At 70.2% G+C, this 20,373-nt stretch carries 24 protein-coding genes; 12 read left to right on the top strand and 12 right to left on the bottom strand.

Annotated elements, in window-relative coordinates:
• Entirely contained in the window at positions 1-618 is a 618-nt protein-coding gene (bluB, locus tag MCHUDSM44219_RS23715) for a 5,6-dimethylbenzimidazole synthase (protein ID WP_201778175.1), read from the top strand.
• 6 nt (positions 619-624) lie between these two features.
• On the opposite strand, the gene MCHUDSM44219_RS23710 is transcribed toward bluB, so the two are convergent.
• From MCHUDSM44219_RS23710 to MCHUDSM44219_RS23675, 8 genes are all read right to left on the bottom strand, one after another.
• Entirely contained in the window at positions 625-1,149 is a 525-nt protein-coding gene (locus MCHUDSM44219_RS23710; RefSeq protein ID WP_048420724.1) for a bifunctional adenosylcobinamide kinase/adenosylcobinamide-phosphate guanylyltransferase, read from the bottom strand.
• On the bottom strand, positions 1,146-1,886 hold the full coding sequence (locus MCHUDSM44219_RS23705) for a cobalt-precorrin-6A reductase (RefSeq protein WP_048420723.1): 741 nt from the start codon (positions 1,884-1,886) through the stop codon (positions 1,146-1,148). Before MCHUDSM44219_RS23705 ends, MCHUDSM44219_RS23710 begins: the two co-directional genes overlap by 4 nt.
• The gene (locus MCHUDSM44219_RS23700) at positions 1,883-3,355 is read right to left on the bottom strand and encodes a cobyric acid synthase (protein WP_048420722.1); all 1,473 of its coding nucleotides are present in this window, start codon (positions 3,353-3,355) and stop codon (positions 1,883-1,885) included. Before MCHUDSM44219_RS23700 ends, MCHUDSM44219_RS23705 begins: the two co-directional genes overlap by 4 nt.
• The gene (gene cobF, locus MCHUDSM44219_RS23695; protein ID WP_048420721.1) at positions 3,355-4,128 is read right to left on the bottom strand and encodes a precorrin-6A synthase (deacetylating); all 774 of its coding nucleotides are present in this window, start codon (positions 4,126-4,128) and stop codon (positions 3,355-3,357) included. Before cobF ends, MCHUDSM44219_RS23700 begins: the two co-directional genes overlap by 1 nt.
• A gap of 23 nt (positions 4,129-4,151) precedes the next feature.
• Positions 4,152-5,039: a LysR family transcriptional regulator ArgP gene (locus MCHUDSM44219_RS23690; protein WP_048420720.1), complete on the bottom strand. Its 888-nt coding sequence runs from the start codon at positions 5,037-5,039 to the stop codon at positions 4,152-4,154.
• Entirely contained in the window at positions 5,032-6,519 is a 1,488-nt protein-coding gene (locus MCHUDSM44219_RS23685) for a flavin-containing monooxygenase (RefSeq protein ID WP_048420719.1), read from the bottom strand. Before MCHUDSM44219_RS23685 ends, MCHUDSM44219_RS23690 begins: the two co-directional genes overlap by 8 nt.
• A 54-nt stretch (positions 6,520-6,573) precedes the next feature.
• A complete protein-coding gene (locus MCHUDSM44219_RS23680; RefSeq protein ID WP_048420718.1) occupies positions 6,574-7,287 on the bottom strand; it encodes a cutinase family protein in 714 nt (237 codons plus the stop codon).
• Between the two features lie 92 nt (positions 7,288-7,379).
• Entirely contained in the window at positions 7,380-8,189 is an 810-nt protein-coding gene (locus MCHUDSM44219_RS23675; protein WP_048420717.1) for a DUF5718 family protein, read from the bottom strand.
• 43 nt (positions 8,190-8,232) lie between these two features.
• Here MCHUDSM44219_RS23675 and MCHUDSM44219_RS30080 point away from each other — a divergent pair, with 43 nt between their 5' ends.
• The gene (locus tag MCHUDSM44219_RS30080; protein WP_157868784.1) at positions 8,233-8,382 is read left to right on the top strand and encodes a hypothetical protein; all 150 of its coding nucleotides are present in this window, start codon (positions 8,233-8,235) and stop codon (positions 8,380-8,382) included.
• Positions 8,383-8,384: 2 nt separating this feature from the next.
• On the opposite strand, the gene MCHUDSM44219_RS23670 is transcribed toward MCHUDSM44219_RS30080, so the two are convergent.
• Both MCHUDSM44219_RS23670 and MCHUDSM44219_RS23665 read right to left on the bottom strand, forming a co-directional pair.
• Complete coding sequence (locus MCHUDSM44219_RS23670; protein WP_048420716.1) at positions 8,385-8,681, bottom strand: DUF3618 domain-containing protein; 297 nt, start codon at positions 8,679-8,681, stop codon at positions 8,385-8,387.
• The gene (locus tag MCHUDSM44219_RS23665; protein ID WP_048420715.1) at positions 8,665-9,069 is read right to left on the bottom strand and encodes a phage holin family protein; all 405 of its coding nucleotides are present in this window, start codon (positions 9,067-9,069) and stop codon (positions 8,665-8,667) included. The genes MCHUDSM44219_RS23670 and MCHUDSM44219_RS23665 overlap by 17 nt, the downstream gene beginning before the upstream one ends.
• A 95-nt stretch (positions 9,070-9,164) precedes the next feature.
• Here MCHUDSM44219_RS23665 and MCHUDSM44219_RS23660 point away from each other — a divergent pair, with 95 nt between their 5' ends.
• The 3 genes from MCHUDSM44219_RS23660 to MCHUDSM44219_RS29845 all read left to right on the top strand — a co-directional run bounded on the left by MCHUDSM44219_RS23660 (position 9,165) and on the right by MCHUDSM44219_RS29845 (position 11,719).
• Complete coding sequence (locus MCHUDSM44219_RS23660; RefSeq protein WP_048420714.1) at positions 9,165-10,382, top strand: YihY/virulence factor BrkB family protein; 1,218 nt, start codon at positions 9,165-9,167, stop codon at positions 10,380-10,382.
• 61 nt (positions 10,383-10,443) lie between these two features.
• Complete coding sequence (locus tag MCHUDSM44219_RS23655; protein WP_082162363.1) at positions 10,444-11,538, top strand: YihY/virulence factor BrkB family protein; 1,095 nt, start codon at positions 10,444-10,446, stop codon at positions 11,536-11,538.
• The gene (locus MCHUDSM44219_RS29845; RefSeq protein ID WP_112744714.1) at positions 11,528-11,719 is read left to right on the top strand and encodes a hypothetical protein; all 192 of its coding nucleotides are present in this window, start codon (positions 11,528-11,530) and stop codon (positions 11,717-11,719) included. Before MCHUDSM44219_RS23655 ends, MCHUDSM44219_RS29845 begins: the two co-directional genes overlap by 11 nt.
• A gap of 4 nt (positions 11,720-11,723) precedes the next feature.
• On the opposite strand, the gene MCHUDSM44219_RS23650 is transcribed toward MCHUDSM44219_RS29845, so the two are convergent.
• Together MCHUDSM44219_RS23650 and MCHUDSM44219_RS23645 are read right to left on the bottom strand one after the other, a co-directional pair.
• The gene (locus MCHUDSM44219_RS23650; RefSeq protein ID WP_048420713.1) at positions 11,724-13,949 is read right to left on the bottom strand and encodes a glycoside hydrolase family 3 C-terminal domain-containing protein; all 2,226 of its coding nucleotides are present in this window, start codon (positions 13,947-13,949) and stop codon (positions 11,724-11,726) included.
• 23 nt (positions 13,950-13,972) lie between these two features.
• The gene (locus MCHUDSM44219_RS23645; RefSeq protein ID WP_048420712.1) at positions 13,973-14,806 is read right to left on the bottom strand and encodes a GNAT family N-acetyltransferase; all 834 of its coding nucleotides are present in this window, start codon (positions 14,804-14,806) and stop codon (positions 13,973-13,975) included.
• 109 nt (positions 14,807-14,915) lie between these two features.
• Between MCHUDSM44219_RS23645 and lysE the strand changes: the two genes are divergently transcribed.
• From lysE to MCHUDSM44219_RS23615, 7 genes are all read left to right on the top strand, one after another.
• Positions 14,916-15,524, top strand: coding sequence for an L-lysine exporter (gene lysE, locus MCHUDSM44219_RS23640; protein ID WP_048420711.1), 609 nt, complete (start codon positions 14,916-14,918; stop codon positions 15,522-15,524).
• 45 nt (positions 15,525-15,569) lie between these two features.
• Complete coding sequence (locus MCHUDSM44219_RS23635) at positions 15,570-16,163, top strand: TetR family transcriptional regulator (protein WP_048420710.1); 594 nt, start codon at positions 15,570-15,572, stop codon at positions 16,161-16,163.
• A gap of 84 nt (positions 16,164-16,247) precedes the next feature.
• Positions 16,248-16,376 carry a hypothetical protein gene (locus MCHUDSM44219_RS31560; RefSeq protein WP_109777937.1) on the top strand — a complete coding sequence of 43 codons (129 nt, stop codon included), beginning with the start codon at positions 16,248-16,250 and terminating at the stop codon, positions 16,374-16,376.
• Positions 16,373-17,485: a YeiH family protein gene (locus MCHUDSM44219_RS23630; RefSeq protein WP_048420709.1), complete on the top strand. Its 1,113-nt coding sequence runs from the start codon at positions 16,373-16,375 to the stop codon at positions 17,483-17,485. The genes MCHUDSM44219_RS31560 and MCHUDSM44219_RS23630 overlap by 4 nt, the downstream gene beginning before the upstream one ends.
• Positions 17,486-17,498: 13 nt before the next feature.
• Complete coding sequence (locus MCHUDSM44219_RS23625) at positions 17,499-18,452, top strand: ABC transporter substrate-binding protein (RefSeq protein WP_162232103.1); 954 nt, start codon at positions 17,499-17,501, stop codon at positions 18,450-18,452.
• A 12-nt stretch (positions 18,453-18,464) separates the two neighbouring features.
• Positions 18,465-19,154 carry a queuosine precursor transporter gene (locus MCHUDSM44219_RS23620; protein WP_048420708.1) on the top strand — a complete coding sequence of 230 codons (690 nt, stop codon included), beginning with the start codon at positions 18,465-18,467 and terminating at the stop codon, positions 19,152-19,154.
• 216 nt (positions 19,155-19,370) lie between these two features.
• A partial coding sequence (locus MCHUDSM44219_RS23615) for an IS481 family transposase (RefSeq protein ID WP_109777943.1) occupies positions 19,371-20,373 on the top strand: 1,003 nt, incomplete at its 3' end.

Raw genomic sequence — 20,373 nt, 5'->3', positions numbered from 1 at the left:
CTGTACGACGTGATCGGCCGGCGCCGCGACACGCGCCGGGAGTTCACCGGCGAGCCGGTCCCCGACGACGTGCTGGAGCGGGTCCTGCTCGCCGCCCACGCCGCGCCGTCGGTCGGCATGAGCCAGCCGTGGGACTTCGTGCTGGTGCGTTCCCCGCAGACCCTGCGCACGTTTCGCGAGCACGTCGCCGCCGAACGCGAGGTGTTCGCCTCTACACTGAACGGCGAACGTGCGCAGACGTTCTCGCGCATCGCCATCGAGGGGATCTGCGAATCCGGCCTGGGCGTCGTGGTCGGGTACGACGCGACGCGCGCCGGACCGCAGGTGCTCGGCCGCCACGCGATTCCCGATGCCGGGCTCTATTCGGTCGTGTGCGCGATCCAGAACCTCTGGCTCGCCGCCACCGCCGAAGGCCTCGGCGTCGGCTGGGTGTCGTTCTACCGCGAGGACTTTCTGCGCGGGCTGATCGGCATGCCCGACCATGTCCGTCCCGTCGCATGGCTGTGTGTCGGGGCGGTCGCCGAGCTGCCCGACGTGCCCGACCTCGAGCGGTTCGGTTGGCGCGCAAGGACTTCCCTGGACTCGGTCGTCCATCAGGAGACCTACCGCGCCCGCTGAGGTGCGCTACAGCCGGAGCACGCGGCCGGCGATCACCAGGTGCACCTCGTCGCAGACCTCGGCGACGCGCTGGTTGACCGTGCCCAGCAGGTCCCGGAACAACACCCCCGAGCGGTGCGACGGCACCACGCCGAGCCCCACCTCGTTGGTGACGATCACCGCCTGCGGCACCTGCGCCAGCGCTGCGCACAGCGCGTCGACCCGCGTCCCGACCAGGTCGTGGGCGTCGACCGACCTCGCCTCCCACAGGCCCTCGTCGTCGATGACGGCCACCACCCAGGTGCTCAGGCAGTCGACCAGTACCGGTCCGGCGGCGGCGGCGAGGGTGCCGGTGAGGTCAGCGGTCTCGACGGTCTGCCAGTCGGGTGAGCGCCGGGCGCGGTGCGCGGCGACGCGGTCGTCCCAGTCGGGATCGCTGCCGTCGGCCGCGCGGCCGGGCGCCACGTAGGTGACGCGACCGGCGTCGGCCAGCAGCGCTTCGGCGTGCCGCGACTTGCCGGACCGGACGCCGCCGGTGACGAGGATCCTCACCGGGTCATCGTAGAGAGCGCGCGGACCCAGTCCACTGCGTCGGCGACGTCGGTGACGGTGGCGACCCCGGGCGGGCGGGCGGGGCGGCGCACGATGACGACGGGGACCCCGAGCTGCTGCGCGGCGTCCATCTTCGGCCAGGTGTACTCACCACCGGAGTCCTTGGTGATCAACACGTCGCTGCGGTGCTCGCGCATCAACGCCAGCTCCCCGGGCAGCGCATACGGGCCCCGGCTGGTGATCAGGCGCCACCGCGGCGGCAGCACGTCGTCGGGAGCCTGCACCACGCGGGCGAGAACGTCGTGTCCGCTCAGGGCGGGGAGGAAGCGTGCGAGCTCCTGTCGCCCGACGGTCAGGAACGGCCGGCGCCCCAGCCGGGCGGCCAGCGTGGCGGCGTCATCGTGGGAGTCCGCCCAGTGCCACGAGTCGCGCGAGCGCTCAGCCCAGCCGGGCCGTTCCAGCCGCAGCAGGGGCACGCCGCCGGCGCCGCAGGCTTCCATCGCGTTCCGCGAGATCGTCTTCGCGAACGGATGCGTCGCATCCACGACCGCGTCGAACTCGGCCAGCGTGGAACGCAAGCCGTCGACGCCACCGAAACCGCCGATGCGGACCTCACCGACAGGCAGGCGGGGGTCGGCGATCCGGCCGGCCAGCGACGTCGTCACCTCCCCCAGCGGGGCGAGCTTCTCGGCGAGCTCGCGGGCCTCGGCGGTGCCGCCGAGCAGCAGGATCCTCACGGGGCACCCGGCGGCAGGAACGGCAGGCCGGCCGGCGCACCCCGGTGGGCGAGATCGAGCAGCGCGTCGACGTCGAGGTGTTGCTCGACCAGGTCTCCGAGCAGGTCGATGCGCCGCTCGCGGGCGTCGGGGAAGGACACCCCGGACGCGGCGATGCCGAGCGTCTCTTCCAAGAACCGCGCGCGCAGCGCGTCGCCCTCCAGGGCGCCGTGCCACATCGTCCCGAACACGGGGCCCTGGCGCACGCCACCGAGGAACTCCTCCGCGGCGCTCAGCGCCGTGATGCGGCCGTGGTGGATCTCGTAGCCGGACGCCGGCGTCCCCGCCCATGCACCGGTGGGTAGCCGAAGTGCCTTCTCTGCAACGAAATCGGTCTCGACGTCGAGCAGACCGAGACCGTCGACCTCGGTGGCCGTCCCTTCCACGCCCGCGGGGTCGCGCACCGTCCGGCCCAGCATCTGAAAACCCCCGCAGATGCCGAGCACCGGCTTGCCCGCAGCGGCGTGGGCCAGCACGGCGTGGTCGAGTCCGCGGGAACGCAGCCAGGCCAGGTCGGCGACCGTGGACCGCGTGCCCGGCACCACGATGAGGTCGGCATCGGCCAGAGCGCTGGGGTGCGAGGCGAAAACGACGTCGAGATCGGGTTCCAGACCCAGCGCATCGACGTCGGTGAAGTTGCTGATGCGCGGCAGCCGGAGGACCGCGACCCGGCGGGCGCCTGACCGCGGTGAGCGCCGGCCGGCGAGTTCCAGCGCGTCCTCGGAATCGAGCCAGACGTCGGGTTGCCAGGGCAGAGTTCCGAACACCGTTCGGCCGGTGAGCTTTTCCAGATCAACGAGGCCCGGCTGCAGAAGTGCCAGGTCGCCGCGGAACTTGTTGACGACGAAGCCGGCGACCAGGTCCTGATCCTCGCGGGACAGCAGCGCCACGGTGCCCAGGAACGCCGCGAACACCCCGCCGCGGTCGATGTCGCCGACCACGACCGTCGCCATCCCGGCGTGGCGGGCCAGTCCCATGTTGACGTAATCGCCTGCGCGCAGGTTGATCTCGGTCGGACTGCCGGCGCCTTCGGCGACGACGACGTCGAAGCGTGACGCCAGGTCGTCGTAGGCGGTGTGGGCGGCCACGGCCAACGCGCGCCGGCCCTCGAGCCAGTCCGACGACGACACCTCGCCCCAGGGTTTACCCATCAGTACGACGTGGCTGCGCCGGTCACTGCCCGGCTTGAGCAGGACCGGGTTCATCGCCGCCTCCGGCGCGACCCGTGCGGCCACGGCCTGAATCCATTGCGCGCGGCCGATTTCCACGCCGCCGGCCGGCCCGGCGCAGACCATCGAGTTGTTCGACATGTTCTGCGCCTTGTACGGCGCGACCCGGATACCGCGGCGGGCCAAGGCCCGACACAGCCCGGTGGTCACCAGGGTCTTGCCCGCATCGCTGGTGGTGCCGGCGATCAGCAGCCCGGCCATCAGGGCTTCCTGAGCAGGAACAGGTCCATCACCCAGCCGTCGACCGCCTCGGCGGCGGCCCGGGCCTCGGGCAGCGCGGGCAGCACGTCGCCGAGCCGCCCGGTCAGCAGACGTTCCCCGGAGGCGCCGAGGTTGGCGCCCCACCAGATCGTCCAGTCGTGCAGGCCGGTGAAGTCGAGGCGCTGCGGCGGCGGGTTGAGCATCGCGACGAGGTTGTCGACGCCGGCGCCGACGGCCTCCTGCAGTCGCCGGCCGGTGGTGATGTGGACCGACCGGCCGACCTCGTGCAGCACGATGCGGTGCCGGGCGGCCAGCAGCGAGGGCGCGCTGATGCCGGGCAGCACGTCGTAGTCGACGTCGACCTGTCCGCGCAGGAGAGCGCGCACCTTGTCGACGACGCGGATCGTCGAGTCGTACAGCGACGGGTCGCCCCACACCAGGAACGCGGCCGTGCCGCCGCGGCGGCGCAACACCTCGGCGTAGCGCTGCGCCCGGGCGTCGTGCCAGTCGGTGACGGCAGATTCGTAACCCGGGGTGCTCAGCCCGGTCGAGCGGTCCCGCGGCGGGTCGGACACCGCGATCACCTCGGCGGGCCCGCGCGGACCGGGGTGGGCGTCGACGATCGCGCGGCGCAGCGCGAGCAGCGGATCGTCGTCGGACTTCTTGGCGGCCAGAACGTAGTCAACCGTCCGCAGCGCCTCGGCGACCTCGTACGTCACGTGCTCAGGCCCCATCCCGACGCCGAGGATCCGAACCCTGACCGGCGCATCCATGCCCCGATTGTCCCTGGCCCGAGTCAGCGGGACCGGAGCAGGTCCGCTGCGGCCGAACAGACGGTGTCGGTCACCAGGTCGACGGTGGGGCTGTCGAGCTTCCAGCACTGCCAGTACAGCGGCACGTCGAGGTGCTCGTCGCAGACGCGCACGAACGTGCTGTCGATCAGCTGCTCGGGATACATCCCCCACCCCAGGCCGGCGTGCACGGCCGCACCGAAGCCCGCTGCGGTCGGCACGTAGTGCACGGGGCGCCGGAGCACCGTCCCGAACGCCTTGCGCAGCAACTGGTCCTGCAACGCATCGTCGCGGTTCCATGCCAACGACGGTGCGCGCCCCGCAGCGTCGGCGGTGAAGCCGTCCGGCAGATGCCGCGCGACGAAGTCGGGCGTGGCCACCGGCCGGTAGCGCATGATGCCGAGCGGACGCACCCGGCAGCCCGGGACCGCGGCGCGTTCGGTGGTGACCGCACCCATCACGACACCCTCGCGCAGCAGGCGCGCGGAGTGGTCCTGATCCTCGATGCGCAGATCGAGCAGCGCCTCGGTCAGCCGGTCGAACACACCGGTGAACCAGGTCGCCATCGAATCCGCGTTCACGGCCAGCGCAATCCGCGGCCGCTCGGCGGAGCCGCCCCGCATCTCGGCGAGCGCCTCGGCCTCCAGCAGCGCGGTCTGCGCCGCCAACCGCAGGAGCGGAACGCCCGCAGTGGTTGCGACACAGGGCTTCTCACGCAAGATCAGGACCTGGCCGACGCGCTGCTCCAGGGCCTTGATGCGCTGACTGATCGCCGACGGCGTGACATGCATGTGCGTGGCCGCCGCGTCGAAGCTGCCGAACTCCACGACCGCCGCGAGCGCGGCGAGCTGACCGCTGTCCACCTGCACCGTCACGCGAACGATGCTAGCCATCGGCTGCGCGCAGCAGCTCCCAGTGCTCCTGCTCACGGGTGGTCAACGCATTCGACGTGATCGCGCCGAACGCCGCCGCGTCGCGGGCGAACGCGGCCGCGGCGCCGGGCAGGGCGTCGGGACCCTCGAGCCGGAAGCAGTTGGGGGCCAGCGGCCCGAACAGCAAGGCACGCTGCAGGTCCGGCCAGGTATCGAGGTCCGGCTCGCAGCCGGCGGCGCGCGCGAAGGTGAGGACCGCGAGGTTCATCCGGGTCTTCTGCGGCAGACCGCGACGCTCCCGGTACGCGTCGATCGACGCCCGTTGCGCGACGGGATCGGGCGGCGGGATCACCCCGCCCCAGGTGTAGGCGATCCAGCGAGCCTGCAGTTCCAGCGGCACGAAATAGCCGCCCGACTGATCCCACATTCCGACGAACGCCAGGCCCGGCAGATCCGGGTGGAAGGTGTACCGATCGGCGTCGAGGTGGACGGTGTCGAGATCGACGGTGGCCCTGATCTCGTCGCCGAGAAACGGGAGGTCGAGCGCGAACCCGGTGCCGAACACGATGCCGTCGAACGCCGCGGTGCTGCCGTCACCGAATGTGACGTCGCGCCCGGACACCGACGTCAGCCACGGCCGGATCCCGATCCGGCCTTCGGCAACGAGCGGAAGGTAGTCCTGGCTGAGCGTGACCCCGGCCGCGAACAACGACGGGTCCGGGCGCGGCGCCCCGTACTGCTCGGGGCTGCCACCGGCGTCGGTCACGATGTCGCGCAGCTGACGGTCCACCGCCGACCTCGGCAGACGCTCGTCGGCCAGCGCGCCGTACCGGGTGAAGATGCGGTGATCCGACGGGACGCCGGCGGCGAACTTGGGCAGGACGTAGCGCTGCCGCCGCTGCGTCACCACCACGGCCTCCGCGCCGCCCTGCGCGAGCTCGGCGGCGATCTCCAATGCGCTGACCGCGCACCCGCCGACCAGCACCCGTTTGCCGCGATAGCGATCGGCGCCGCGGTAGTGGAACGTCGATGTCACCCCCTCCGGGCCGGCGAAGGAGTCCATTCCGTGCACCGTCGGCACCGCCGGGGTCTGGAAGCGTCCACTGGCCACCACGACCCTGTCGAAACTCTCTGCGCCGCTGTCGGTTTCGACAGTCCATCCGCGGGCGCCCCGACTCAGTCGGGACACCTTGGTGGACAACCGGATTCGGTCGACGAGACCGAACGTGTCGGCGTAGCGGATCAGGTAGCGGCGGATGTCGCCGGCGGCGAGGAACGTCTGATCGCCGTCATGCGGGAGATCGCTGAACGCCGTCAGGATGCGGCTGGTGTTTGTGTAGAGGCCCGGCCAGACACCGCTGGTGCCGTCCAGACCGCTCCACTGGCCGCCCAGCGCCGCCGCCTGCTCGAACAGGTGCGGCTCGAAACCCTGAGCGGCGAGCCAGCGCGCGGTGACCAAGCCGCCGGGGCCCGCCCCGATGATCGCCACAGTCGTCGCCACAGGGGCACTGTCGCACGCCGCGCGGTGGCTGCGGACCGCATTGGTCGAAGGGGGTCAGCCCGCGGTGCCCGAGGCGTTGACGAGGACGCCGGCCGGGGCGCCGCCTGCGAGCCGTCCCGCGGCGAAATCAGCTGCCTGCGTGACCATTCCGGATTCCACATAGTGGCTGTGGGCCGGCCGGTCGTCGCCGGTGGAGCAGACCGGATCGGCTCCGTTGCACAGGTCGATGGTCTTGGCGCCGTAGAGGGGACTCGACGTGGTCAGGACGCGCCCGATGCGGCCCGAAGGGTTCCCGAAGACCGCGACGGCGGCGACATGGTCGGCGACCGCGGCCGGCATCGGACGTCCGAAACCGAACGTGGCGGCCGGATCGCCGGTGATCAGATCCACCACCGCCGCGCCCTGCGAGTACCCGCCCACCACGATGCGGGTATCGGGGCAACGGGCGGCGGTGGCCTGGATCTGGGCGCTGGCGTCGTCGGCGCCGGCGGGCGCGGACTGCAGGAAGTCGTACGAGGCAGGGTAATTCACCGCGGACGCGGTGACGGTGCGGCCGCCGAGCTGGTCGCGCAGGTCGTCGACGAACGCCGCGCCCACCCGGCCCAGACCTGCCGGTTCGGCAGTGCCGCGGGCGAACACGACCTGCACGTCGGGACACGCGTCGGCGGCGTCGGCGCTCGCCGCACCGGGACCGATCAGCCCCGCCGCAGCAGCCGCCCCGATCGCACTCAACAGCAGGGCCCGCCGCACGGTGCGCTGATCGGTCATGTCGGTCTCCTCCGTCGTGGCCGCCCCTGCGGCATCACCAACAGGAATGCCTCCGACCGCGCAGAAATTCCACCGACGATCCGAGCGGACCGCTAACGCACCGTCTGGCGCAGCTCCGCGGCGTCGTCGCTGTCGGTGTCGTAGACCCGCACGATCGCCTGATCGCCGGCCTTGAGGAAGGTGCTTTCGCCGAGCTCGGTGTAGCGGGTGGCGCCGATGCCGATGAGCACGTGTTCGGGGTGGCCACTGGCGACCATCAGCGCTCCGACGTCCTCCAGAGGGGTGTCCGGCGAGCCCTTCTGGTTGGCGAGCCGCTCGACGATCCAGTCGAGGAGGACCTCGCCGTAGTACGAGTAGCCGATCAGGGGGCTGTCGACGCCGTAGGCGTGCTCCTGCCCGTCGGAGTGCAGGAGGCAGACCAGGCGCAGCGACGCGGTCGGCCCGTCCGGGGTGAGATCGCTGATCTCGAAGAACGACTCCGAGACACCTTTGGAGGCCGGCCCCCAGTTCTTCTTGTGGCTGATCTTCTTGGCGCCCGGCCGGCGGATCGAGCAGTCGTTGAAGGCGCCCAACGCGAACGGCTGCAGCGTGACGACGGTGTCGCCCTGCCACACCACCCGGCACGCCACCCCGACCTCGGGTTCGATCTGCAGGTTCAGCGGACCTGAGAACTCGGGGCTCTCGGCGGGCAGCTCGATCGCGTCGTTGGACAGCGGGAACTCACCGAGGAAGCCCTCCGCGCCCGGCGCGTACCACGGGAAGATGCCCTTGGGTGCGGTTCCCTCGCTGGCCACATTGACGAAATCGACGGCCTCCCCGGCCTGTTCGAGGTGCCCGGCGAAGTTGCCCGCCACCCCGAAGCCGAACCAGTTCCGCATCTCGCGCAGGGGGATCTCGATCACGGTGGGTCAGCGTACGCCGGGCCGCTAGCCTGGGAGTGAGTCGGTGCTGCTCGACACCGCGGGAGGGAACGACATGGCCAAGGAACCGTCAGAACAGGACGACAAGGACAGGCCCGGACCGGCCGATCACGGCCGCGAGGGCGGCATGGCGACCCGCGAGAACGCGCCGGAGTTGACCGAGAACGACGACTGAGCTCAGCGCCGGCGGCGCAGCCAGATCAGCACGCCCAGCGTCGCGGCCGCAGCGAGCAGCACACCCACCGGAACGGCAGGCTTTTTCTTGGCGGTGTCGAGCGCGTCGTGGCTGCGTTGTGCCACAGCCTGTTTCGTGTCGGCGACCTTCTGCTGGGCGCGACCTTTGACGTCGAGTTTGTCGGAGAGCGCCCCGACTGTCTCACCGAGTTCGGCGCGGGTGCGCTCGATGTCGGCCTGCAACTCGTCGATGCCGGCGTCCGGACCCGGCTCGGGCCGAGGATCAGGCGGTGCTGCCATGACGGGCTCCCTTCAACTCGGCGATGTCGGTCTTCACGCTGTCGACCGACACCGCAGCCGGTGGCGGCACTTTCTCCACCTGCTTCTTGCCGACAAGCGCGGCGATGCCCGCCGCGGCGAACAGCACCACCGCCACGATCACCGCGGCCGCCCACACGGGCAGCACGAGGGAGAGCGCGGCGACAGCGCCTGCGATGAGGGTGGCCAACCCCAGGACTGCGAGCAGTCCGGCCGCGCCGGCCAGGCCGGCACCCACGCCGGCGTGTTTGGCCGACTCCTGCATTTCCTTCTGCGCCAACCGCAGCTCGTCACGAATCAGGCGTGACGTCTGCGAGGACAACTGACCCAACAGCTCCCCGGTGGAGGGCTCGGTCTTCGGTTCCGTCATTGTCGGGGAGTGCCCGTTGCGTCACCGGACAAACGCCGACCGGGCCGCGCTCTGATCTGACGTTTCGGGCCGCTGCCCCGGGGAAGACCGCCCGGATGCAGCAACAGCTCACGCCACCCCGCCCGCGGCGCAGCCCCGCCGCGCTGGCCGGCGCGTTCCTGGTCGGCCTGGCGACCGGAGCCCTGACGACGCGCAAGAGCTCCGACGAGCGGCCGGGGCCACCGCGCGCCACCGGTGCCGTCGGCGCCACTCCCACCGAACACGCCGACTCGCCGGCGGAAACGCTCGAGGACCGGCCCGACGCCGACGACCCCGGCAAGCCCGACTCCCCCACCGAACTGACCCGGCCGTCGCTGCTCTACGTGCTGCGCCAGACCGCCGGCGAATTCACCCGCGACCAGTGCATGGACCTGGCCGCCGCGCTCACCTACTTCGCGGTGCTCTCGCTGTTCCCCGCGCTGCTCGTGGTGATGTCGCTGCTCGGCGTCGTCGGTCAGGGCGAGCGCACCGCCGACACCATCCTCGGGATCGTGGACGACGTCAGCCCCGGCGCGGCCGTCGACGTCCTGCGCCAGCCGATCGAGCAGCTCGTCAATGCACCGTCGGCCGGGATCACGCTGGTGGTCGGCATCCTCGGTGCTCTGTGGTCGGCATCGGGCTACGTCGGCGCCTTCGGCCGCGCGATGAACCGCATCTACGAGGTCGAGGAGGGCCGCCCGGCGTGGAAGTTGCGGCTGCAGCAACTCGCGCTGACGTTCGCCGGACTGATCGTCGCGGCGATCGCGGCGCTCCTGCTCGCGGTCAGCGGACCGGTCGCGGAGGCGGTGGGCGGCTCCCTCGGCATCGGGGAGACCGGGTTGACGGTGTGGAACATCGCCCGGTGGCCGGTGCTGCTGCTGCTCGTCGTCGTAGGCGTGGCGACGTTGTACTCCAACGGCCCCAACGTCCAGCAGCCGAAGTTCCGCTGGATCAGTGTCGGGGCAGCCATCGCGATCCTCACCTGGATCGTCGCGTCGCTGCTGTTCGGTGTCTACGTCGCCAACTTCGGCAGCTACAACAAGACCTTCGGTACGCTCGCCGGCGTCATCGTGTTCCTGCTGTGGCTGTGGCTGACGAACCTGGCGCTGCTGTTCGGCGCCGAGGTGGACGCCGAACTCGAGCGCGGCCGCCAATTGCAGGCCGGGATCGCCGCCGAGGACGACCTTCAACTGCCGCTGCGCGACACGAAGATGATCGACAAGAACGCCGCCAAGGAGCACGCTCTGCGCCAGCGCGGCCGCACGCTGCGGCGCTCACGGGGAAAGCGGGCATGATCGCCCAGGTGAGCGGGTATCCCGGCATCGGCGCAGGGCCGCACAGGCGTGGGAGGTCACGATGGTCGGGTGGCTGGACCGCTTGCAGCAACGCAGCCGGGCGGCGGGGTTCGCCATCGCCGTGGTCTACAAGTACGTCGACGATCAGGCCGGCTACCTGGCCGCGCTGATCACCTATTACGCGTTCGTCTCGCTGTTCCCGCTGCTGTTGCTGTTGACCACGCTGCTGGGCGTGGTCCTCGCGGGCCGGCCGGAGTGGCGCGAGCAGATCGTCAACGCAGCCATCGACCAGTTCCCGGTGATCAGCGACCAGCTCAGCCGGCCCGAGGCCCTCAGCGGCGGCACCACCGCGGTGATCATCGGCATCGCGGGCGCGCTGTACGGCGGGCTCGGCGTCGGCAACGCCCTGCAGAACGCGATGAACACCGTGTGGGCGGTCCCGCGGTACACCCGACCCGACCCCATCAGAGCGCGCCTGTACAGCCTGGTGCTGCTGATCGTGCTGGGGTCGGCGGTCATCGGGACGACGGTCCTGACCGCCGTCGGCAGGGCCTGGGCCGGCCTGGGGTTCCTCGGCACCGTCGGCGTCGTCGTCGCGTCCCTGGCGTTGAACACGGCGGTGTGCGTCGCCGCGTTCCGGGTGACCACCGTGCGGTCGCTGAGCTATCGCGACGTCCTGCCCGGGGCGCTCACGGCCGCTGTGGTCTGGCAGATGCTGCAGTGGTTCGGCGCGGCGTACGTGGCTCACGTGCTGGGCACGGCCAGCGCCACCAACAGTGTGTTCGCGATCGTGCTGGGCCTGCTGGCGTTCCTGTATCTGGTGTCGACGTCGCTGCTGGTCTGCGCGGAGATCAACGCCGTACGGGTGGATCGGCTGCACCCCCGGGCCCTGTTGACGCCGTTCACCGACAACGTGGAACTGACCGAGGCCGACCGCAAGATGTACGCCGGACAGGCCGAAGCGCAGCAGGCCAAGGGGTTCCAGCGCGTCGACGTCACCTTCCACCAGCCCGAGCCCGAGCCCGACGACGCCGGCGTTTGCCGCCCTGACGGCGAGGGTATGGCCGAGGCACATCCACGAAGCGGAGGCCACACTCATGAGCGTCACCACCCGAACGCGGTCGGCGGCCCGGCTGGGCCTGAAGGTGCAACGTAGGGTCGCGCTGGCCCAGTTGCTGTTCTGGCCGACGGTGATCACGACGGGAGCGCTGCTCGGGGCGCTCGTGATCGCGGGACGCCGACGCGGCCGATCGTCGGGTTCTGAGTTCGTCCCCGCCACGGGCGCGGGGGCGGCCGAGGCGCTGCCGGTGCCCGACAGCCCCGCAGCGACGGCGTGACACCCTAATCCGCGGGTCGCTCGGCCGTCCCCAGGAGGGCGTCGATCATCGCGGGGTCGACTTCCGCTCCGGCCGCCGCGGCGAACACGCCGGCTCGCCCGATCGGGATTCCCTCGAGCATCCGGGCGATGTCGACTCCCTCCGGCATGATCCCCGCGGAGCCGCCGCCATCCGGCATCGCCGAGGCCATCGCACCGGCCAGCGCGGGTCCGGCCACCGGGTGCGCCATCACCTCGCCGATCGACGACATCCGCGTCAACGGCAGGCTCACGTCGTCCCCGGCGACATCGACGCGCAGCGAGGCGCGCACGTCGCGACTCGACGCGGCGACGTCGACGGTGTACGTCCCATTCTCGACGACCCAGCCGTCGACGCGAATGTCCCAGTACGCCAGGTCTTCCCGCCGGATCGTCACCCGGACCCGGCGCGTCTCACCGGGCTCGAGTGGCACGGAGGCGAACGCCTTGCACTCGCGCGGGGCCCGTGCCACGGCACTGTCACGCAGACCCGTGTAGACCTGCACGATCTCCCGTCCGGCCACCGCACCGGTGTTCGTCACCGACACCTCGACGGTGAGATCGCCGGCATCGTCGACGATCGCCGACGCGTCGCGGTAGTCGAAGGTGGTGTAGCTCAGCCCGTGGCCGAAGGGGAACGCGACATCGAGGTCGCGCGCGTCGTACCACCGGTAGCCGACGAAAAGCCCTTCGCCGTAACGGACATGGCCGTGCTCACCGGGGAAATCGAGATAGGCCGGGGTGTCCTGCAACCGCAGCGGAATCGTCTCGGTGAGCTTGGCCGACGGATTGACCACACCGAACAGCACGTCGGCGAGGGCGCCGCCGCCGGCCTGGCCGAGCAACCATCCCTCGAGCAGCGCGGGCACCTCCTCGGCGAACGGCAGCGCCACCACTCCACCGTTGGACAGCACCACCACGGTTCGCGGGTTGGCCGCCAGCACCGCGTCGAGGAGCGCCAATTGCTCTGCGGGAAGGTCGATGTCGTCGCGGTCGTACCCCTCGGACTCCGCCGCTTCCGGCAGGCCCAGGAACACGACGGCGACGTCGGCCGCCGCGGCGGCGGCGACGGCGTCATCCCTCGGGTCGCCGGGATGATAGGTGACGGTTGCATTGGCCAGACGACGAATCTCGTCGAGAGCGTTGTCGAGCCGGGTGGGATTGATCCTCGACGAGCCGCCGCCCTGGTAGCGGGGCTCCGCGGCGAAGGCGCCGATGACGGCGACGCTGGTGTCGGGGCGCAGGGGTAGTAGGTCACCGTCGTTGCGCAGCAACACGATCGACCGCCCTGCGGCCTCGCGGGCCAGCGCATGGTGGGCGTCGGTGTCCACGGGCTCGGCCGATCGGCGGTCCGTCCTCTCGATCAGCTGCAGCACCCGCGCGGCGGCTTCGTCCACCCGCTGCGCGTCGACGGTGCCGGTCTCGACGGCAGCCAGGATCGCCGCATCTCCGGCGCGGGTGGGGCCGGGCATCGCCAGGTCCAGGCCGGCGGCCAGCGACGCCGGGCGGTCATCGGCAGCGCCCCAGTCCGACACGACGACACCGTCGAACCCCCACTGTTCCCGCAGCACCGTCGTGAGCAGCCACCGATCCTGCGCGGTGTAGACGCCGTTGATGCGGTTGTAGGAGCACATCACCGTCCATGGCCGCGCCTCCCGCACGACGTGGGCGAAGGCCCGCAGGTAGATCTCCCGCAGCGGGCGCGGATCGATGTCGGCGCTGACCCGCATCCGGTCGGTCTCCTGGTTGTTGGCCGCGAAGTGCTTCAGCGATGCGCCCACCCCGCGGCTCTGGATTCCGGCGACCATCGCCGCGCCCAGCACGCCCGAGACCACGGGATCTTCGGAGAAGTACTCGAAGGTGCGCCCGCACAGCGGTGTGCGCTTGATGTTGACGCCCGGACCGAGCAGCACCGCGACGTCCCGGGCGGCGGCTTCGGCGCCGAGGGCCGCACCGATCCGTTCCACCAGGACGGGATCCCAGGAGCAGCCGAGGGCGACCGCCGGAGGAAAGCAGGTCGCCGGCTCGCTGTCACCGATGCCGAGGTGATCTGCGCCGGCCCGCTGCTTGCGCACGCCGTGCGGCCCGTCGGTCAGCATGATCGATGGAATGCCTACGCGCTCAATGGCTTCGGTGTACCAGAAGCTCGCGCCGCTGGTCAGCGACACCTTCTCCTCGAGCGTGAATTCGGCCGGGTCCGGCAAGGAGGTCATGCCTCCAGGGTGCCTCAGCCGCCTCAGGGGGTCTCGAACTCGATGCGGACGAAGTCGGTGACCGCCTCGAAACCGATGCGCTGATAGATCGCGTTGGACACGGGGTTCGCCAGGTCGGCGAACAGCACCACCTCGCGGGTTCCGCTGCGATGCGCGAGCCGGGCGGCCGCGGCCGTCACCGCGGAACCGAAGCCCTGCCCCCTGGCCGCGGTCGGCGTGTAGACCGGCCCGATCCGCGAGACGCCCGACGCCGGGGCGCGCAGCATCGCCATACTCACCGGCTCGTCGTCCCGGGTCCACAGCACGAACCGGTCCCCGATGTCGGCGGCGTGCGCGACGAACCGGGCTCCGGCGGCGTCGTCGCGGGGTTCGTTGAAGGTCTCGACGAAGAAGTTCTCCACCCAGTCGACGAGCACAGTGTGATCGTCCGCGGTTGCGAGACGATCGGCGCCGCGCACACCGGTTGGCGGCGCCAGTGTGCCCAGCCGGTAGAGCCGCTCACCCAGGTCGACGTGCCCGGCCCGGCCGGTGGCCTCCTGCCAGGCCGCCGCAAACCGTGTCGCGGTGCCCCGGACACCGCGGATGCCGTCGAGATCGGGGTGCGTCTCGGCGAGGCGTTCGGCCGCGCGCTCGGTCGCGGCCCCCGCCAGACCCGTGACCAACAACGGATACGGCGGCGTCTGCAGCGCCGCCCCGACCACGGTGTCGCCGACGTGCACCGTCACCATCGTCGACCGGGCGGGTATTCCCGCGCGGAGCGCCGTTAGCTCGATCGTGTGCAGGACGGGGTCACGGCGGTACAGCGGCCCCGCGTGCGCCAGGAACGCCTCGAGATCCTCGTGCAGCTGTGCGTTCATCACCTCAGCATGGGCACCCGGTCAGGGCCCGTCGAATCATTAACCTTGCTAAATCTGATGAAGAATCTTTAGTTTTACTGTCAGAATCATCGCCTCTAGCGTCAAACGCATGACCCCCGCCGCGCTGATCGTGCTCAGCGGCTTCGCCACCACGATGGCGCTGATCGCGGCGATCGGGGCCCAGAACGCGTTCGTGCTCCGCCAGGGCATCCGCGGCGAACACGTGCTGCCGGTCGTGGCCGTCTGCACCGTGTCCGATCTGGTGCTCGTCGCCGCCGGTATCGCGGGATTCGGCGCCCTGGTCAGCACCCATCCCGACCTGGTGACCGTCGCGACCTATGGCGGCGCCGCGTTTCTGCTCGGCTACGGCCTGCTCGCGGCGCGACGGGCGCTGCGGCCGGGAACGCTGACGCCGTCGGATGCGCAACCCGCTCGCCTGGCCGGCGTGCTGGCCACCTGTCTGGCGCTGACGTTTCTCAACCCGCACGTGTACCTCGACACCGTGGTGCTCCTCGGTGCGCTGGCCAACGAGCACCGCGACGGGCGTTGGCTGTTCGGCATCGGTGCGGTGACCGCCAGCGCCGTCTGGTTCACCGGGCTGGGATTCGGCGCCCGAAGGTTGCGGCGCTACTTCGAATCGCCGCGAACATGGCGGCTGCTTGACGGCGGAATCGCGGTGATGATGATCGCGCTGAGTGTGACACTGGTCCTCACCTGATCCAAACCGCGGTTGCCGCCCCTCGACTACGAGACAATCGATGGTATGAAGCCGGGCAACTCCGAAGGGCTCCGGGAACGCAAGAAGAGACAGACCCGTGAAGCGGTCCGCATCGCTGCGTTTCGGCTCTTCGAGAAGAACGGCTACCCCAACACCACGATCGAGCAGATCGCCGAGGCGGCCGACGTCTCGCCGCGCACCTTCTTCCGCTACTTCCCGAACAAGGCCGCGTTGCTGATCCCCGATCAGCTGATGGAACCGATCGTCGCGCTGTTCCTCGCCGCGCCCGCCGAACTGTCTCCGATCGCCGCCTACCGGCACGCCCTCGAGCAGGTCTTCAGCGGCTTCGCCGGGTCGGAGTGGAGTGATGAGATGGCCCGCCAGCGGCTCCTCTACACGCTGCCGGAGGCCGGCGGCGCCCTCTATCACGAGTACATCCACACCATCGAGCTGATCACGGATGCACTCGCCACCCGGCTGGGCCGGCCCGTGGACGATCCTCGGCTGAGGATCACCGCCGGCGCGATGACCGGCGTGATGATGGCTGCGCTGCACGGGACCCCGATGGCTCCCGACGCCCTGTTCGCCGGGCTGGACTTCCTCGACGCCGGCCTGCCGCTCAACGCGGCCGAGAAGTGACGCCCCGCAGACCGTTTCCGCGCTTCTGTTCGCCCTGATCGCAACCGCTGACATCGGTGCCCGCCGCACCTAGCGTCTGCGGCCATGCCCGAACAGCCCGACGCGCCGCCTCACGGCCGGCGACTCAATGAGGACTGGCTGGCCGTGATCGTGGGCCTGGCCCTGCTGACCCTGGTGCTGATCGGCGCCCTGCCCGGCAGCGTGATCCCGTGACCGGCCAGGCCACCGACGCCCCCACCCGGCCCCGGTCGTCCGGCGTCGCGTACGCCGTCGCCGGTGTCCTGGTCGTGATCGTCCTCGGCGCGGCCACCCGGTTCCTCGAGCAGCAGGTCCCCCGCTGGGCCGCCGGGACCGGGTTCGCGGGGGTGGCGAAGTCCATCGAGTTCCCCGTCTACGCGATCGCGCTCGGGCTGCTCGGCAACGTCGTGCTGTCCCGGTTGGCGCTGCGGGACGCGCTGTCGGCGGGCTTCCGCACCGAGTTCTTCATCAAGACCGGTCTCGTGCTCCTCGGGGCGTCGATCAACCTGAAAGTCCTCGCAACGGCCGCGGGCCCGGCGATCATCCAGGCGTTGCTGCTCATCACCATCGTGTTCGGTTTCACGTGGTGGCTGGGCGGACGGCTCGGCATCGAGGACAAGTTGCGCGCGCTGCTGGCCTCGGCGGTGTCGATCTGCGGGGTGAGCGCCGCGATCGCCGCCGCCGGCGCGGTGCAGGCCAGACGCGAGCAACTCGCGTACGCCGCGTCGCTGGTGATCGTCTTCGCGCTCCCGTCGATCTTCCTGCTGCCCTGGCTGGCAGGTGTTCTCGGGCTGTCCGACGCGGTGGCCGGAGCCTGGATCGGCGGCAACATCGGCACCACCGCCGCGGTCGCGGCCTCCGGCGCGATCGCCGGAGAGGACGCCCTGCAGATCGCCACCATCGTGAAGACCACGCAGAACGCGCTGATCGGCGTGGTCGCGATCGCGCTGACGGCCTACTTCGCGCTCAAGGTCGAACGCCGCAGCTCCAGCGAGGCCCGCCCGACCATCGGGCAGTTCTGGGAGCGTTTCCCCAAGTTCGTCCTCGGCTTCGTCGCGGCGTCGGTCATCGGCACGCTGTACCTGCAGTGGGGCGGCGACAAGGCGACCATCACGACCGTCAACGACCTGCGCACCTGGTTCCTGATCTTCGCGTTCGTCGCGATCGGCCTGGAGTTCTCGCTGCGGGGCCTGCGCGAAGCGGGATGGCGACCGATCGCCGTCTTCGCCTCGGCCACCGTCGTCAACATCGTCGTCGCGCTCGGACTGGCCCTCGTGTTGTTCGGAAACTTCACGGTCAGCTAGCTATTCTCGCCGGGTGCCCGAGTTGTGGTCCCGGCGGAACGTCCTGGGGATGGCCGCCGCGGCGGCGTTGCTGACCGCCTGCAGATCCGAGAAACCGGGCGCCGTCGCCTCCGACGGCTCGGTCACCGTCACGCACGCGTTCGGCGAGACGACGATCACCAAGCCGCCCACCCGCGTCGTCAGCGCCGGCCTCACCGACGCCGATTTCCTGCTGTCGGTGGGGGTCGTGCCGGTCGCCGTGACGGACTGGTTCGGCGGCGAGCCGTTCGGCGTGTGGCCGTGGGCGCAGGCCCGGCTCGGCGGCGCAACGCCGGCGGTGCTCTCGCTCGCCGACGGCATCCCGGTCAAGGAGATCGCCGCTGCCCGACCGGATCTCATCGTCGCCACCAACGCCGGCCTGGACGCGGACACCTACACCGCGCTCAAGGCGCTCGCCCCGACGATCCCCCAGTCCGGCCGCGATGCGTTCTTCGAACCCTGGCGCGATCAGGCCGACCTGATCGGGCAGGCGACCTACCACCACGAGGACATGACCAAGCTCGTCGCCGACGTCGACGCGTCCTTCACGAAGGTCAAAGACGACCATCCCGCGTTCGCCGACCGGAAACTGCTGCTGCTCGACGGCCGGCTGGAGGCCGGCGGCGCCCGGGTCAGCGGGCCGGCCTGGCGGCGTGAATTCCTGACCGCGATGGGCCTCACCCTCGCCGACGCCGACGGGCTGATCCCGCGGGACCGACTGACCCAGGTACTCGACCAGGCCGACGTGGTGATCTGGACCACGGAGAACGACGAGGAGCAGGCCGCGCTGCTGGCCGACCCCGCCGTCGCGCAGTCACGCATCACCGCGCGGAACCGCAACGTGTTCACCGGCAAGGAGCTGGCCGGCGCGATCGCCTACGCCTCGACGCTGTCCTACCCGGTGGTGGTCGACAAACTGCCGCCGATGATCGCGACCGCGCTGGGCTGATCTAATGGGCCGGTGACCGAGCAGCCCACCGACCTGGATCGACACGCCAGCTTCGCCCGCGTGGGCTCGGCCTACTATCCGATCCTCGTCGCCGTGTTCACCGCGCTGGTGATCATCTCCAACGTCACCGCCACCAAGGGCGTCGCGTTCGGGCCGATCATCACCGACGGCGGCTTCATCGTGTTCCCCCTGACCTACGTGATCGGCGACGTGCTCAGCGAGGTGTACGGGTTCAAGGCCGCCCGGCGTGCCATCTTGACGGGCTTCGCAATGAACATCCTTGCCGCCCTTGCCTTCTGGGTGACGATCTACCTCCCTGCGGCCGACTTCTACACCAACCAGGAACACTTCGAGAACGTCGTGCACGCCTACACCCAGCTGATCGTCGCCGGGCTGGCCGGCTTCATCGTCGGGCAGACCCTCAACGCGTGGGTGGTGGTGGCGATCAAGGAGCGCACCAAGGAGAAGCACCTGTGGGCGCGGCTGGTCGGCTCGACGTTCGTCGGCCAGCTCGGCGACACCCTGGTGTTCTGCACGATCGCCGCCAGCGCGATCGGCATCTCCACCTTCAAAGACTTCGCCGTCTACACCGCGCTGGGCTGGTTCTACAAGACCGCCGTCGAGGTGGTCATGCTGCCGGTCACCTACCGGGTGATCGCCGTGATCAAACGCAACGAGCCGACGTACCAGCTGGTGGGTTAACCCACCTCGATGTCCAGGGAGGTTGTCCCTCCCGTTATCGGTGAGCCTGTGTGACAGGGAAGGCCTCCGGTTGTGAAGTGGAGCTGTCTAGGAACCGCTTCACCNGATGTCCAGGGAGGTTGTCCCTCCCGTTATCGGTGAGCCTGTGTGACAGGGAAGGCCTCCGGTTGTGAAGTGGAGCTGTCTAGGAACCGCTTCACCAACCAGGAGGCCTTCGTGTCCCACGCTAACGCTGCTCTGACCCCGCGCGCTCGATTGAGGCTCGCCCGGCTCGTCGTCGAGTCCAACTGGACCTACGCCGCTGCCGCCAAGATGTTCATGGTCGCCCCACGCACGGCCAAGAAGTGGGCCGACCGGTTCCGCGCCGAGGGTGTCGCCGGGATGGACGACCGCAGTTCGCGACCACACCTCACCCCTACCAAGACCAGCCAGCAGGTCATGCGGCGGATCGTCGACGTGCGGTGGCGCAAGCGGTTGGGACCGGTGCAGATAGCCGGTCAACTCGGAGTGCCGGCCTCCACGGTGCATGCGGTGTTGACCCGGTGTCGGATCAACCGTTTGTCCTATATCGACCGCGTCACCGGTGAACCCATTCGACGCTACGAGCATGACCATCCGGGCTCGTTGATCCACGTCGACGTCACCAAGTTCGCCAACATCCCCGACGGCGGCGGCCATAAATTCCTGACTCATCAACAGAGCAAGCGCAACGCGCGACAAACGGCCCGACGCACTGGCGACCGCGGTGATCGCGCCCACCAATACCGGCCGAGAATAGGAATTGCGTTCCTGCACACCGTGATCGATGATCACTCCCGCGTGGCCTATGCCGAAATCTGCACCGACGAAACAGCGGTCACGGCGATCGGTGTGCTGCGGCGGGCCGTGACCTGGTTCGCCGAGCGGGGCGTCATCGTCGAACGCGTCCTGTCCGACAACGGATCGGCCTACCGGTCCTACGCCTGGCGCGACGCCTGCGCCGAAATGGACATTATCCCGAAGCGGACCCGTCCGTATCGGCCTCAGACCAACGGCAAGATCGAGCGATTCCACCGCACCCTGGGCGACGGTTGGGCCTACGCCCGGCTCTACCAATCGACCGAAGAACGCAACACCGCCCTACCGGGTTGGCTGCACTTCTACAATCACCACCGAGCCCACTCCGCCATCGGAGGACAGCCACCGGTCACCCGACTGACCAACCTCCCTGGACATCACA

The organism is Mycolicibacterium chubuense (genome assembly GCF_001044255.1).
In the GTDB taxonomy this organism is placed as follows: domain Bacteria; phylum Actinomycetota; class Actinomycetes; order Mycobacteriales; family Mycobacteriaceae; genus Mycobacterium; species Mycobacterium chubuense.
This window is presented reverse-complemented; position numbering and strand designations above follow the sequence as displayed.